General features: G+C 73.6%; 8 protein-coding genes and 1 pseudogene. 3 read left to right on the top strand and 6 right to left on the bottom strand.

Annotated elements, in window-relative coordinates:
- Positions 1-181: 181 nt before the first annotated feature.
- Positions 182-925, top strand: a complete 744-nt coding sequence (locus ACQP09_RS16140) for a maleate cis-trans isomerase family protein (protein ID WP_433400036.1) — start codon at positions 182-184, stop codon at positions 923-925.
- Positions 926-961: 36 nt separating this feature from the next.
- Here the strand turns inward: ACQP09_RS16140 and ACQP09_RS16135 are convergent, their stop codons facing one another.
- The 4 genes and pseudogenes from ACQP09_RS16135 to ACQP09_RS16120 all read right to left on the bottom strand — a co-directional run bounded on the left by ACQP09_RS16135 (position 962) and on the right by ACQP09_RS16120 (position 5,290).
- On the bottom strand, positions 962-1,651 hold the full coding sequence (locus tag ACQP09_RS16135) for a response regulator transcription factor (RefSeq protein ID WP_433406615.1): 690 nt from the start codon (positions 1,649-1,651) through the stop codon (positions 962-964).
- A gap of 45 nt (positions 1,652-1,696) precedes the next feature.
- Positions 1,697-2,890: pseudogene (locus ACQP09_RS16130) on the bottom strand (IS701 family transposase); the annotation flags it as partial.
- Positions 2,891-3,295: 405 nt separating this feature from the next.
- Positions 3,296-4,591 carry an MFS transporter gene (locus tag ACQP09_RS16125; RefSeq protein WP_433400033.1) on the bottom strand — a complete coding sequence of 432 codons (1,296 nt, stop codon included), beginning with the start codon at positions 4,589-4,591 and terminating at the stop codon, positions 3,296-3,298.
- Between the two features lie 147 nt (positions 4,592-4,738).
- Positions 4,739-5,290: an SDR family NAD(P)-dependent oxidoreductase gene (locus tag ACQP09_RS16120; RefSeq protein WP_433400030.1), complete on the bottom strand. Its 552-nt coding sequence runs from the start codon at positions 5,288-5,290 to the stop codon at positions 4,739-4,741.
- 159 nt (positions 5,291-5,449) lie between these two features.
- On the opposite strand from ACQP09_RS16120, the gene ACQP09_RS16115 reads away from it, so the two are divergent.
- Positions 5,450-8,782 carry a BTAD domain-containing putative transcriptional regulator gene (locus ACQP09_RS16115; RefSeq protein WP_433400027.1) on the top strand — a complete coding sequence of 1,111 codons (3,333 nt, stop codon included), beginning with the start codon at positions 5,450-5,452 and terminating at the stop codon, positions 8,780-8,782.
- Between the two features lie 15 nt (positions 8,783-8,797).
- On the opposite strand, the gene ACQP09_RS16110 is transcribed toward ACQP09_RS16115, so the two are convergent.
- Complete coding sequence (locus ACQP09_RS16110) at positions 8,798-13,255, bottom strand: trypsin-like peptidase domain-containing protein (protein WP_433400024.1); 4,458 nt, start codon at positions 13,253-13,255, stop codon at positions 8,798-8,800.
- Between the two features lie 16 nt (positions 13,256-13,271).
- On the bottom strand, positions 13,272-13,652 hold the full coding sequence (locus tag ACQP09_RS16105) for a CU044_2847 family protein (protein WP_176145749.1): 381 nt from the start codon (positions 13,650-13,652) through the stop codon (positions 13,272-13,274).
- Positions 13,653-13,952: 300 nt separating this feature from the next.
- Between ACQP09_RS16105 and ACQP09_RS16100 the strand changes: the two genes are divergently transcribed.
- Positions 13,953-15,182: a S8 family peptidase gene (locus ACQP09_RS16100; RefSeq protein ID WP_433400021.1), complete on the top strand. Its 1,230-nt coding sequence runs from the start codon at positions 13,953-13,955 to the stop codon at positions 15,180-15,182.
- Positions 15,183-15,290: the final 108 nt, after the last annotated feature.

Genomic DNA, 15,290 nt, shown 5'->3' with positions numbered 1-15,290 from the left:
TTGCGGTGACTCATATCTTTCGGCGCCTGGCCGGAAGGGGCAATATCCGCCGTGTCAGGGTTGTGTGGCGGAGTGTCAAGGAATGTCAGGAAGGAAAGGGAGTGCAAGAGTGGTGTGCGGGCGGGCCAAATAGCGGACGCAATGCACCCGTTGTTGTGACGTACGCCCTACGGTGCTGCGCATGGATCTCTTCTCGCTGCCCCGGCTAGGGGTCGTCGTGCCGCCGGAAAATCCCACGGCGGAACCCGAGTTCAACCAGCTGCTCGACGCCGGAATGAATGTGTACACCTCCCGTTTCCCGGTGACGCCGGGCGCCGGACTGCGGGCGATGCTGGAGACGTACAACGAGGTGCTCCCGGCCCTGCTCGGCAGCTTCGGCGCGCTGCGCCTGGACGCGACCGTGGTGGCGTGCAGCGCCTCGCACTACCTGCTGGAGCCGGCCGGCGACCGGGCCCTCTGCGACGAGCTGTCCGAGCGCGCCGGCTCGCCGGTGCAGTCCTCCACGCAGGCGATCCTGGCGGTCTGCGAGGCGCTCGGGATACAGCGCCTGACGCTCGTCTCCCCGTACGAACCGTGGCTGACCGACACCTCCCGCGCCTTCTGGGAGCGGGCCGGGCTCACCGTCGACGGCGTGGTGCGCGTCCCGGCCAAGGAGGCCGCGGGCCCGGACGGGACCGCGCACTTCGACCCGTACGAGGTGACGACCGGGGCCATCCTGCGGCGGATACGCGAGCGGGAGCTGCCCGCCGACACAGCGCTGCTCTTCACGGGCACGGGCATGGGCACGCTCGCCGCCCTCACCGACCCGGCCCGCACGCTGCTGACGTCGAACCTCGCCTCGGCGTGGTGGGCGCGGCGGGCGGTGGGCGGGACGGGGCGGGCGGGCCATCCGCTGCTGCGGCGGCTGGAGGGGGCGGCGGTGTGAGGCGCGCCCTCCCGACCGTGCCGCCGTCGGGTCCGCTCAGCCCGCGGTCGTCTCCGGCATCTGCCAGGCGTACCCCATGCGGTACCCGACGCCACGGACCGTGATGATCCAGCCGCCGGAGCCGAGTTTCGCCCGCAGGCTGCTCACATGCGTGTCGATGGTGCGGCTGGTGTGGCCCCAGTTGCTGCCCCAGACCCGGGCCATCAGCTCCTTCCGCGTCACCACCGTCTCCGGCGTGGCGACCAGCGCGTAGAGCAGCTCGAATTCCTTCGATGTGACGCCGATGAGCCGCCCGCCGAGGCGGACTTCCTGCCGCCGCGGATCGATATGGAGATCGCGCAGGGAAATGGCGGCGGGAAGCGTCTGCCGGGGCTGAACGCGGCGTAGTACCGCCTCGATCCGGGCGCCCACTTCCCGGAATCCCCAGCTTTTCACCACACAGTCGTCGGCCCCGGCGTGCAGGACGAGAACCCGCTCCAGTTCGGCATCGGCTTCGGTGACCGCGATCAGGGCCGTATCGCCGTCGTTGCGCAGGGACCGGCACAATTCCAGTCCGTCGATATCCGGCAGTTCCAGGGAGAACAGCACCAGATCCGCGTCGCCGTGGACGCGGAGCGCGCGTTCTCCCGTGGAGACGCTGCCGGCGGTGAATCCCTGCCGCCGCAGATCGCTCACCATGGCCGCTGCGGCGGAGGCGTCCTGCTCCACCACGAGTACCCGTCTCATGTGTCCCACCCCTGCCTCTTCCTTGGCCGTCACGTCGGTCGGGAGCGCCCGCACGGGTCGGTGCGGAGCGCCGGCGAGCACGGCGGCCGGGGCTCCGGAGAGGCGCTGGAAGACGTAGGCGGCCGAGGCCATGGTCATGTGGTGGTGCCAGCCGGGGAAGGAGCGGCCCTCGAAGTCGAGGACGCCGAACCGCCGGCCGAGCGTCGTCACGGCCGAGAGGGCCGCCGCGTGGCTGCGCGCCAGCCGGAGGACGTCCTCCACGCGCAGGTCGGTGAGGGTGGTGAGCCAGTACCGGGCCGGCTGCCGCCCGTCCGGATCGGGTCTCTCCAGGATGCGGTACGGGCGTACGCCCACGTCGTCGCCCCCGCCCGGCCGCGGTGCTTCCACCGTGCCCGCGTACGCGTGGACGGGTACCGGTCGGACGCGGCCGTCGGGCGTCTGCCGGAGCAGGACGTGGGTCTGCCGGGCGTGCCGTACCTCCATGAGCGCGCTCACCGTGATCACGACGGGCGTGTGCTGCCCGGTGAGGAGCACCGGATGGTCCGGCGGCACCTCGCACACCACGTCGGCGCGCAGCCGCCCGAGCCCCGCGAGGACCCCCGCCGCGTTGTCGCACCGGGTCAGGTCCAGCACCCACGGCAGCCCCGCGAGCCGTGGCTGCGCGGCGGCCCCGGCGGCGTACCCGATCACATGGTCGGCGGGCGTGCGCCCGGCCTCGGACCCGGGGATGCGCGCACGGCGCCTGCGCTCCCGGTCCGAGTCCCACGCGCCGCCGAGCACGAGGCTCCAGTCCACCGGATAGCACTGAGCGCCCGAGGCGAGGAAGAAGACCAGCGCCCGCTGGCAGTTGACGGTCCGTCCGGTGGCGGGATCGACGCGCCGGTGCACACCGACCGAGTGCTCGCCGCGCTTGGGGATGATGAGTTCGGCGACGGTCCAGGCGTGCGGGGTCGTCCGCGCGGCGACCCGTCGGGCGAGCCGTCGGCGTACCGGATTCCAGTCCCACGGGCTGGCGTTGATGAACTGGTGGAGACCGTGTGCCGCGGCCGAGGGCAAGGGCTTCGCCAGGGCCATCCGGCGCGGTGTCTTCTTGCCCGACACATGGAGCAGGGCCCAGAGGTACGTCTGGGCCCAGCGGCGCTGCTCCGGCCGCCGGAACGCCGGGAAGATCTCGTCCATGAACGTCCGCATGTACGCGCCGTCGCCCGGCACCGCCGCGCGCACCTCACTTGACGACATGTAACGCTACGCCCCCTCGATACTCGTCACCGGTCGCACCCGAGTGGATACATGGCACATCAGTACGAGGTGAAAGTACCGCCCGGGCCGGAGTTTGCCCGGGTCGGCCGTCTATTTTGCAAGTTCGGGGCCTGACCTGCGAAAACGCCCCTCGGCAGCGTGTCTGCGAGGGGCGTGCGGAGGGGGAGGACCGGGCTCCACCAGTGGTGGAGCGGTGCCGCCGGGCCGTCCGGCGAAGTGTCAACAAATCATGAACATGGCACCGGCACGGTGCTGTGCACGGAGTTCGGAGACGGTGTCCCGGTGAGGGGACTGCCGTACGGCCGGGGGCGGGGCTTCGCAGGAGACGGACGACCGCCGGAGGACGGGGGAGGGGTGGCCTCCGGCGGTCGGGCCGTCGGGTGGTCAGACCGCGGGAACTCCGGCCTTGGCCTCGGTCTCCGTCCCCGCCTCCGCCTCCGCCGCCTTCTCCTCGGACGGCCGGTGGGCGGGGAATCCGGCCTTCCGGGCGTAGAGCACCACCGCGATCACCGGCAGCAGGAGCAGCACGACCGTCCACGGGAAGGACTCGCTGCCGAGGGTGTCCAGCAGGATGCCGCCGACGATGCCGCCGCCGGCCATCGCGACGTTCCAGAGTGTCACGAGCATCGCCTGCGCCGCGTCCGCCGACTCGCCGCCCGCGTCACCGACGGCGGTCTGCAGCAGCGTGGGCACACCGCCCCAGCCCAGACCCCACAGCACGGCGGCCACATAGACGAGCGCGGTCGTGTCGGAGAGGACGGCCAGGAGCAGCGAGGCGACGGCGACCAGCAGCGCGCCGCCCGCGGTGAGACCGCGCAGCCGGCGGTTGATCTGCGCGCCGACGATCCAGATGCTGGCCAGCGAGGCGGCGCCGAAGACCAGCAGGATCAGGCCGGTGTGCCCGCCGAGCCCGAGGTCCTTGAGGTACGTGGCGATGTACGCGTACAGGATGGTGTGCGCCAGCACGAAGACCAGCGTGACGAAGAGGACCGGCGAGACGCCCGGGATGGTCAGCGTGCGCAGCAGCTTCGGCCGCTCGCCGCGGGCCTGGCCGGGGAAGTCCGGTACGCCGGCGAAGATCCACACCAGCAGCGCGACCGTGAGCCCGGTCATCGACAGGAACGCCGCGCGCCAGCCGAGCCACTCGCCGAGGAACGTACCGGCGGGCACGCCGAGGGAGAGCGCGACAGGGATACCGGCCATGGCGATGGCCATCGCCTTGCCCTGGAGGTGTACGGGGGCGAGGCGGCGGGCGTACCCGGCGAGCAGGGCCCAGGCGAGACCGGCCGCGACACCGGCGACGAACCGGGCGACCATCGTCAGCTCGTAGACGGACGACACGGCGGTCACGGTGTTGGCGATGGCGAACCCGGCCATGGCCGTGAGCAGCAGCTTCTTACGCTGCCAGCCCGCGGTGGCGGCGGTGAGCGGGATCGCGGTGAGGGCGGTGCCGATCGCGTAGACCGTGACCGTCTGGCCGGTGGCGGACTCGCTGACCCCCAGGTCCTGGCTCATCGACGGCAGCAGACCGGCGGGGAGGGTCTCGGTGAGGCTGGTGATGAAGACGGCGGTGGCGAGGGCCAGCAGGGCGAAGAGCGGGAGCTTCCGCGCTTCCTCGCCGCCGCCCTTGGGGTCCGGTGCCGCGGCGGAGGCGGACGCCGTGTCGGGTGCGGTGCTCATGGGGTGTGCTCCAGGTTTCCTGATGGGAAGGGGTGATGGTGCGCGGGGACGGTGAACGCTTCTCGGACGGCCGGGACCGCTTACGAGCGGCGCCGGGAACGCTTCTCGGACGGTGCCGGGACCGCTCACGGGCGGCGTCGGGACCGTTCACGGGCGGCCGAGGCCGCCGTCGACGGGGAGCCGGGCGCCGGTGGTGAACGTCGCCTCCGTGGCCAGGAAGAGCGCGGCGCGGGCCACCTCCTCGGCGGCGCCGAGACGTCCCAGCGGAGGCAGGGGCACGGCGCCGGAGCCCGGCGCCTCGATACAGCCCGGGGCCACGGCGTTGACGCGGACGCCACGGACGGCCAGCTCGGCGGCGAGCGCCCGTACGGCGTCCGGACACGGGGCGGGCGCGGTCAGCACGACCGCGCCGCCGTCGCGGAGGTGCGGCAGCAGGGGCCGGGCGGTAGGGAGGGAATCCGCGAAAAGAAGATCGACATCTCGGACACCCGCCTCTCCTTCGAGCAGACCCACGACCGAGGACGGGGGGACGACGCGGGCGGCGGAACCGAGTTCACCGACCGCCCGGGCACGCTCCTCCTCGGTACGGGCGGTCAGCAGGACGCTCGCACCGCCCTCCACGAGCCGCTTGGCGATGGCCAGGCCGATACCGGTGGCCTCACCGACGACCAGGGCCTTCCGGCGCGCGTACTTGGTCATGGTCTGCCGCTCCTCCCGGTCCCCTCCCGCTCCTCTTCGGAACGACTCTGCGCCCGGCCGCTTCGGAGAACCTTCGGGAAACCTTCGGGCCGCCCGGCGTCCGGAGCGGTGGTGCCCGGCGCCCCGGGGCCGGTTCCCCGGGCCTGTACGGTGGCGCCTATGCGGTTTGGGGTGCTCGGGCCACTGGTGGTGTGGGACGGCGAGGGGCGGCAGGTCAAGGTCCCGGAGGCCAAGGTCCGGGCCCTGCTGGCGGATCTGCTCGCGAACGGCGGAGGACCGGTCTCCGCCGACCAACTCATCCACGACCTGTGGGCCGACGCGCCTCCGGCCAACCCGGCGGGCGCTCTCCAGGCCAAGGTCTCGCAGCTGCGCCGGGTCATCGGCCGCGACCGCGTGGTGCGCCAGCCTCCCGGCTACCGGCTGCGGTTCGACGAGTCGGCCGACGAGGTGGACGCCGTACGCTTCAGGGCCCTGGTGGCCCGGGCCCGCCCCGTCCAGGACCCGCGCACCCGGGCGGAGCTGCTGACGGAGGCCCTGGAGCTGTGGCGAGGACCGGCGTACGCGGACTTCGCCGACGCCCTCTTCGTCCGGCCGGCGGCCCAGCGCCTGGCGGAGCAGCGGCTCTCCGCGCTGGAGGACCAGGCCCAGGCCCGCCTGGAGACGGGCGACCACGCGCTCCTGGCCGGGGAACTGGCCGGCCTCGTCGCACTCCACCCGCTACGGGAGCGCCTGCACGCCCTCCGCATGAAAGCCCTGTACGCGACGGGCCGCCAGAGCGAGGCCTTGGCGTCGTACGAGTCCCTGCGCACCCGCCTGGCGGAGGAGCTGGGGGTCGACCCGAGCCCTGAACTGGCCGCGCTGCACGGGGCGGTGCTGCGCCAGGAGCCGGAGCTGAGCGCGGGGGCGTACGAGGCGGGGGACGGCCTGCGGACGCCGGCGCACGGCTCCACGGACCCAGCGCCGCTCACCCCCGTCCCCACCCCCACCCCCTCACCGCTCCACTCCAACCTCCCCGCCCCCCTGACCCCCCTCGTAGGCCGTAGCGAGGCCCTCACCCACCTGACCCGACTCCTCTCCGAGGCACGGCTGGTGACCCTCACCGGCCCCGGAGGCGTCGGCAAGACCCGCCTCGCCGTGGCGGCGGCCACCGCCGAGCGGGACGGCGCGCAGGCGGGCGAACTGGCCGACGGTGCCTGGCTGGTGGAGTTCTCCGGCATCCGCTCCGGCACCCCCGCCGACCTCGCCCAGGTCGTCGCCGCCACCCTCGGCATCCGCGACGACGCCCCGCGCGCACCCCCCGGCACCGGCAGCTCCACGCCCTCCCTCCCGCACCGCCTCGCCGCCGCCCTGCGCGACCGGCGCACCCTGCTCGTCCTGGACAACTGCGAGCACGTCGTCGACGCCGCCGCCGAACTCACCGAACTCCTCCTGCGCACCGCCCCCGGCCTGCGGGTCCTCGCCACCGGCCAGGAGCCGCTCGGCCTCGCGGGCGAGGCGATGTTCCTCGTCGAACCGCTGCAACCCGCCGACGCGGTAAGGCTGTTCATGGACCGCGCCGCCGCGGCCGCCCCCGGCTTCCCGCGCGACCCGGACGCGCCGGAGGAGCCCGACCGCCGGGCGGTCGCCGAGATCTGCCGCCGCCTCGACGGCATCCCGCTCGCGCTGGAGCTCGCCGCCACCCGCGTACGGGCCTTGGGGGTACGGGAGTTGGCGGCGCGGCTCAACGACCGCTTCCGGGTCCTGACCTTCGGGCAGCGCGGCGCACCGGCCCGCCAGCAGACGCTGCGGGCGATGATCGACTGGAGCTGGGAACTGCTCAGCGCACCCGAACGCATCGTCCTGCGCCGCCTCGCCGCCCACAGCGACGGCTGCGACCTGGCGGGCGCCGAGGCGGTCTGCGCGGGGGACGGCGTGGCCCGGGACGAGGTGCTCGACCTGGTCACCCGGCTGGTGGACCGGTCCCTGGTGGTCGTGGCGGCGGGCCCGACCGGCCCCCGCTACCGCCTCCTGGAGTCCGTCGCCGCGTACGCGACCGAACGGCTCCACGAGATGGAGGACCTCACCGCCGTACGGGACCGCCATCTCCTCCACTACCGGGCCCTGGCCGAAGAAGCCGAGCCACAGCTGCGCGGCGCCGGGCAGCGCCCCTGGCTGGCACGGCTGGACGCGGAGGCCGGCAACCTGCGGACCGCGCTCGACGAGGCGGTGCGCCGGGCGGGCGCGGGCGAGCCGGAGGAGGCGGTCCGGCTGGCCACCGCGCTGGCCTGGTGGTGGCTGCTGCGCGGCCGCCTGACCGAGGCCCGCCGCAGCCTGGCCGCGGTGCTGGCGGTGACGGTCGGACCACCCGAACTCGTCCTCCTGCAGGCCGCGTTCGCGCTCCTCACCGGCGACCCAGGAGCGGCGGCCGCCACCACGGCGGACGGCGACGGCCCCGCCCCCGCATCCGAGGCCATCCCCGACCCCGTACGTCGGGCCCGTGCGCTCTGGCTCTGCGCGTACGGCCTGTTCAGCGCGGGCGACGCGGCCGGCAGCGGCGAGCTGAACACCCGCGCCCTCACCCTGTTCACCACCGCCGGCGACCCGTGGGGCAGCGCCGCCGCACTCGGCCTGCGCGCGACGCTCGCACTGGTCAGCGGCGACCTGGCGGGCCTCGGCCGGGACGGCAGCCGCAGCGCCCGGATCTTCCACGAACTGGGCGACCGCTGGGGCGAGTTGCAGACGATCTCACCGCTGGCCGCACTCGCGGAGATCAAGGGCGCGTACGAGGACGCCGAGCGCCGCCAGCACGAAGGGCTGCTCATGGCGAGGGAGTTGGGCCTGGAGGCGGAGGTGTCGGCGCGGCTCTCCGGCCTCGGCCGGCTCGCCCTGCTCGCCCGCGACTTCGACCGCGCCCGCGACCTCCACGAGCAGGCGCGCCGGATCGCCGCCGAACAGGGCTACAAGTACGGCGAGATCCACTCCGAGATGGGCCTGGCCCTCGGCGCCCGCCGCTCGGGCGACCTCGACGCCGCCGAGGCCCACCTGCTGCACCTCCGCGACGGCTACGCGGACGTCTCCTCCCAGGCGGGCGACCACCTCCTCCTGGCCGAACTCGGCTTCGTCGCCGAGCTGCGCGGCGACGCACACACGGCCGAGGCCCACCACCTGGCCGGCCTGGAGACCGCCCGCGCCCTGGCCGAGCCCCGAGCCCTCGCCCTCTCCCTGGAAGGCCTGGCCGGCGCGGCCGCCCTGCCCGCCCACACCTCCGCCGCCACCCGAGCGGCCCTCCTCCTGGGCGCGGCAGCATCCGCCCGCCGCCGCGCCGGAGCCCCGCTGCCCCCCGCCGAACGCGCCGACGTCGACCGCATCACCGCGGCGGCTCGGACCACGCTGGGCCCGGCGGCGTTCTCGGAGGCGTACGAGAAGGGCACCCGCCTGGATCCGGAGGAGGCGGTCCGGGTGACCCGTACCGCCGGGGGAGCCGGGGAAGCCGGGGAGGCCGGGGAAGGCTGACCGGCAGGACGCCCCCTAGCGGCCGCCGGGCGGGCAGATCCGTTCCGGCAGCCAGGCGGGGAAGCCCCGGCGTTCGTCCTCGGAGAGGTCGCGGCCGAGAGTGTCGCAGAGTTCTCTCTTCCAGAGCTCCGGGTCGAGGCGGAGGATGTTCACCGCCTCGTAGTCGAATTTGTCGGTTTGCCGGAGCAGCGTCCTGCCGTCGCGCGACGCCGCCAGGAAATCCTGCTCCTCGGCGAACACATAGGACTCGCCGCGATCGTCGGGGTCCGCCAGGTCCTGGAACCGTATGGAGTTCCCGTTGGCCAGGAAGTACTTCGAGCTGTCTTCTTGGAAGCCGTGCTGGAACCCGCCGAACTGGTCCAGCGGCCCGACCGGACCGAGCACCCGCCGCGCGGCCTGCCCGGCCTCCCGCACCGACCACACTTCCAGCATGGACCCCTTGGTCTGCACGGCGGCGAAATCCCCGCTCCGGTCGAGCACGGCGGCGCTGACGTCGGGCCCCAGCTCCACCCTCAGCTTCGTGTTCTCCTTGCCCGTGCGCAGCGAGACGGCACGGATGACCGGTTCACCGGCGACCAGGACCTGTACGTGTCCCGGCTCGGGGTGGAAGGAGGCGGCGAAATCCACGCCCTCCTTCGCCGCGGAACCCAGGCCGCGGACGTCGAACGGCTTCGACAGCCGCCGGCCGTCCCGGGCGTTCCAGTGCTCGACGATGGAGCCGGAGACGGTCAGCAACTCGTCGCCCGGGCCGAAGAGGATCCGTATCATGTCGTCCTCGGCAACCGGCCGGGCGACGATGTCGGTGGCCGTCCGCAGGGAGGGGAGCTCCCAGACCCGGACCTTGTTCGCCTCGATGTGATCGGCGGCCAGGGTCGCTCTCCGGGCGCGATTCACCTGCGGCGGACCCTGGAGGTACTCCGACCATGCCCTTCTGGACGGCCGTTTCACCTCCTTGACGACGGTCGATCCCTCCGCGTCCAGGCGCACGATGCCCATCCTGTCGCCGTCCTTCCCGAGGCGGACCACCGTCTCGACGCCCTCGCCCCGGGCCGCGCCGCCGATCAGCGCGGGAGGACTGTCGGCCTCGACGGCGTCCCAGGCCAGGGGACGGCCGGTCACCGCGGTCTCGTCCGGCACGATCAGCACGGGCTCGTCCGGATCTCCCACGAGGGACATGTCGTCCTCTTCGAGCCGGGGCATCCCGCTCGGTCCTTTGGCCTCCCGCACCGTGCCTCCCGGGCGCGTGCCGACGACGTGCCAGGTGGACCCCCCGGCCTGCATGGCGAAGTGGTCTCCCGTTCCGTCGGTCGCCACGCCCTCGCACGAGCTGGACGACTGTCCGGTCCGGTGTCGCCGGAGCACCTGCCCGTCCGCCACACGCACCGCCTCGTACCTGGTGCTGGCCCCCGTACGTCCCTGTCGGCAGACGGCCAGCAGCGCGCCGTTGCCGGACAGGGCGACGTTGCGGATCGTGGACGTGCCGACGTCGGCCGTCAGCGGCCGCGCCCGTCCCGTGCCGGTGTCGACCGCCATCAGTGGACCTGTCCCGGAATCCTGCCCGGCTGCGGGCGGCCGCTGAGCCACGAGGGTGTCCGCGTCCGGCCCGAACCACACCCGGTCGATGGCCGGCAGCCACCCGGGCAGCTCGCGCGTCCGATGGGTCGCCAGTTCCCGGATCCGTACCTTTCCGCCGGCCGCGGTGACGACCTCGCGCCCGTCGGGAGAGAAGTCCGCGAGGCCGAGGCGCTGGTACAACGTCGTCCCCGGATCGCCGAACTCCTTGCCGAGGATCTTCTGCTCCCGGCCCAGCACCGCCGCCTCGTCGGTGCCCGCCGGGTCCACGTCGTGCCAGACCAGGGCACCGCCGTCCTTCGTCGACAGGTAGGCGACCCTGCGGCCGTCCCTGCTCACCATCGGGAAGAAGGCCTGTTCGGCCAGGGGGAGGCGGGCGCGTACGACCCGGGCGTCGGCGCTCCGGACGAAGAGCATGGCACCCCCGTCCGAGCTGGTCGAACCTCCGGCCTTGGTCGTCACCAGGACCACCCGGCCGTCCGTACTCGTCGCCACCTGGTCCATCCGGGCGTCGGTCCCGGACAGCGCCCACCGGTCCTGTACGAAGTGGTCGTAGCGCCGCAGCAGCGCGTTGCTCGCCTCCTGGGTCGGGGCTAGGTCATGGGCCGCCATGGCGATCAGGGCCGCTCCGCCCGGGTCCCGCTTCGCCAGCTCGTCCGAGAGGGTCGCCAGCGACCGCGACCGCCCCTCCGCCTCCCGTACGGCGCTGACCCGGGACTCCTGGATCAGGAAGGTGCCGAGCCCGGCGACGAGCGCGAGGGCGAGCGCGGCGGCGACCCACGCGGCCCGCACGCCGGCCCGGCGGGCCCGATGGCGCTTTGCGGCGAGGTCGATGAACTCGCTTTCCTGTGAGGACAGTTCGGCTTCCCTGGACCGCAACCGCCGGCTCAGGGAGATCAGCTGGAGGGCTCCGGGCAGCAGGTCGGCCGGGCGCCCCGCCTTCTCCCACCGGTCGAGGTCGTGACGCAGCTCCGCACGGGCCGCCAGCAGGTCGCTGTCGGTCCGCACCTGTTCGGCGAGCGTCGGCCAGGCGCTGATGAGCGCCTCGTGCGCGAGCTCGGCCGTCTGCGGCGCGTTCTCGTCCCCGTGCAGCACCAGCAGCCGCCGCGTCGCCAGTGACCGGGCGATCCGCCACCGGGCCTCGCCCGCCTCGCCGTAGGCGATCATGCGGCGCATGGGGACCTCGCTGCCGGGCAGGACGCGGACGAGTCCGGTGAGCAGCCGCAGCGCGTCGGCCTCGTCCTCCGGCCGTACGGACTCCCGCCACGCCTGTTCCGCGTGGCGCGCCAGGGCACCGGAGACCCCGCCGATCTCGTCGTACGTGGCGAGGCGGAGCCGACCCGAGACCTGCCGCTCCCACAGCTGGGAGAGGACGAAGCCGAGCAGGGGCAGGACGCCGGGCTCGTTCCCGGCGTCGTCCAGGATGCGCTTTTCGAGCCCGGGGTCGTACGAGACGGCCCGAAGGCGCGCGATCGGCTCGCGGATCACCTGCCTGAGCTGATCCGGGGACATCGGGGTGAGCGGGACGGTGGACCCGCCCTTCAACGCCTTGCCCAGGTCCGGGTGGCTGAGCGCCGCGTCCACGAAGTCGGCGCGGAGGGTGAGCAGTACGCGGACGCCGTCCGGCATCCCCTCCGACAGGAGCAGGCGGGCGGCGTCGGCCACCTCGCCCTTGCGGCGGTCCAGGAGGGCTTCGGCCTGGTCGAGGACGATGAGGACCCGGCCGGCCGTACGTCCCAGGGTGCGGTGGAGGGTGTCGGCGAGCCCCATCTTCCCCAGCGCGGAGGCCACTTCCCCGGCGTTCCGCAGGTGATGTTCCTGGCCTGGCTGCCCGCCCGGCTCCTCGGCCTCACTCGCTCGCGCCAGCTTGTACAGCTCGGTGGCGAGCGCGGAGCGGACGGAGGAGATGTGCCCCGCGTTGACGACCAGGACCACATACCCGGCCTCCCGCATGACCGGTACCACCCCGGCCAGCGCCAGCGAGGACTTGCCGCAGCCGGAGGGCCCGTACAGGGTGACGGCCGGCCGGTCGCCCCGCAGCTCGTCGACGACTCTCCTGACGTCGGCGTCCCGCCCGAAGAAGACGTCGGCGTCCGCCTCCCGGAAGGGGTCGAGGCCGCGGAAGGGGCTGGGCGGGGAGACGAGGGCGTCGAGCTCGTGCAGCTCCCGCACCAGTGTCCGGGTCCGCAGGGCGAACGCCTGCTGGGCCTCGCGTACGGGCTCGGCGGCCACCATCATCCCGACGGCCGCGCCGAGTTCGTCGTCCCAGACCGGGCTGCCGCTGAAGCCCCGCTTGACGTACATGCCCTCGCCGTCGTTCCGCGAGAGCTGCACCCACCCCTCCCCGGTCGGCCCCCGGAACGTACCGCTGTGCCAGACGCCGCCGGGATGGTCGTCGGGGAAGCCGAGGGCCCGGGCGGCGTGGTGCCAGACGCCCTGCGGTGGGTCGACCAGGGGCAGCGGCCGGGCGCCGGGTACCGGGTCCCGGAGCCGCAGGAGGGCCATGTCGCCGGTCCGGTCGGGCTGGACGGGGATCCAGCGCCGCACCTCGGCGGTACGGTCACCACCGTCGTACGCGCCACCGGCGTCCCCGGCCAGCGGCAGATCGACGGCCACCTCGGTCCCGGCCGCCACGACCTCCTCCCGGGGCCGGTCGAGGGCGTCGGAGACCACATGGGCGCAGGTCAGGACGAGATCGTCGGCGACCAGGAAGCCCGCGCCCGCGACGACGCCGTCCCGGCCCTTGACGCGGACGACGGCGGCGGCGAGGGCGGCTTCGGGGCCGTACCCGGGATCGGCGTCCCTCGGCGGCTCAGCAGTCCGCGGCGGCCCGGAATCCCGGGGCGGCCCGGGAGTCCGCTGCCGGTCGGCCCCGCCGCTGCCCTGCGGTATGTCTGTCACTGGGCCCCCACCCGTATCAACTGCCCTGTACGGCCCCAGTATCGGCGTCGGCGGCCGGGGTGTCGCGCCTGTTCCAGGTCAGACTCACGGAGAAGTTGGCCGCGGTCGCGGTGCTGGCGATGACGACGTCCGCCTCGGCCGACAGCGACACCCCGAACTCCAGGGTGATCTCGTCCGGCGCCTGGGCCATGCCGGAGAACCGCCCCACGAAGCTCTCCGCCACGGGCCGTACGGTGTCCAGCATCTGCCCGAGCGTCCGCTCGGCCCGCGCCACCGTACGGCCGCCGCGCCCGACGCGGACGAGGGCCTCGTCCACCTCCCGGATCTGGACCCGGACGGTCTCGTCGCTGCCGTCGCCCAGGGGCACTTCCACCGTGTGGACGGGGCGTTCACTCATGGCGGCACTCCAATGCTCGGGAGCTGAAGATCGTAGCGAGAGCGGCCGGGCGGGTGGCGGCTGTCCGGCGAACGAGGACGGCCGACCCGATGTCATGCACCGCACGCAACGGCCGTATTGCCGTGTGTGTCGGGCGAGTTGACGCACGGTCACCTGTATGGCGCGGTCATGACATCTGCTCGACCGTCCTTGCCCCGCCCGATCGCCCGCCGCCATCGTCGGACGCGGCGGACGAAACCCCGTACGCCGCATCCCCGGCGCGAGAACCCCTGGCGCGCCACCGTTCGAGGAGACTTCTTCATGGCATTCAAGGCAGCAGTGCGCACCACCGGGCGAAGGGCCGCCGGAGCGATCGCCGCGGCCACCACACTGGCGCTCGCCGTCGGAGCAGGTGCGGCCTTACCGGCGCAGGCGGCTCCCGCCCCGGCGTCCGAGGGCAGAGTCCTGCACGCCGGCGCGGCCGACGCGGTCCCCGGGAGCTACATCGTCACGCTGAAGGAGACGGCCGGGTTCGGTGCGGCCGCGGCGAAGGGCCGGAAGCTGATAGCGGGCTACGGCGGGCAGATCGAGCGCACCTACACCTCCGCGCTGAACGGCTACGCCGCCAAGCTCAGCGGCGCGCAGGCCGAGCGGCTCGCCGCCGACCCGGCGGTCGCCTCGGTCGAGCAGGACCGACGGGTCCACTCGACCGCCACCCAGACCAACGCGCCCTGGGGCCTCGACCGGATCGACCAGCCGAACCTGCCGCTGAACCGCACGTTCACCTACCCGGACTCCGGCGGCGGCGACACCACCGTCTTCGTCCTGGACACCGGTGTCCGCATCACCCACCAGGACATCGCCGGGCGGGCCTCGTACGGCTGGGACTTCGTCGACAACGACGCCACCGCCCAGGACGGCAACGGCCACGGCACGCACGTCGCCACGACCGCCGCCGGCACCACCTACGGCGTCGCCAAGAAGGCGAAGATCGTCGCCGTGCGCGTCCTCAACAACAGCGGCTCCGGCACCACCGCCGGCGTCATCGCGGGCGTGGACTGGATCACCGCCAACCGTACGGCGTCCTCCGTCGCCAACGTCTCGCTCGGCGGCGGGGCCAGCACCGCCCTGGACGACGCGGTACGCCGGTCGATCGCGGCCGGAGTGACGTACGCGATCGCGGCGGGCAACTCCAACGCCCCCGCGTCCAGCTACTCGCCCGCCCGGGTGGACACCGCCCTCACCGTCGGCGCCACGACCCGGACCGACGCGCGGGCGAGCTACTCCAACTACGGGCCCCGCGTGGACCTCTTCGCGCCCGGCTCCGACATCACGGCCGGCTGGGCGACCTCGGACACCGCCACCTACACCGGCAACGGCACCTCCTTCGCGGCGCCGCACGTCGCCGGCGCGGCCGCGGTCTACCTGACCAACCACCCCGGCGCCTCCCCGGCCGCCGTGGGCACCGCCCTCGTGAACGGCGCGACCGACAACGTCCTGACCGGCATCGGTTCGGGCTCCCCGAACAAGCTGCTCCGGCTCGTCCCGTAACGGACCAACGGCGTAGCTGACCGATCAAAGGCCGTGGCCGGTAAGGGGGTTGCTCCCTATATCGGCCACGGCCGCACGTCGGTGACCGGTGGTCGGGCTGTCAGAATT

The sequence above is a fragment of the Streptomyces sp. CA-146814 genome, assembly GCF_050942385.1.
In the GTDB taxonomy this organism is placed as follows: Bacteria; Actinomycetota; Actinomycetes; order Streptomycetales; family Streptomycetaceae; genus Streptomyces.
This window is presented reverse-complemented; position numbering and strand designations above follow the sequence as displayed.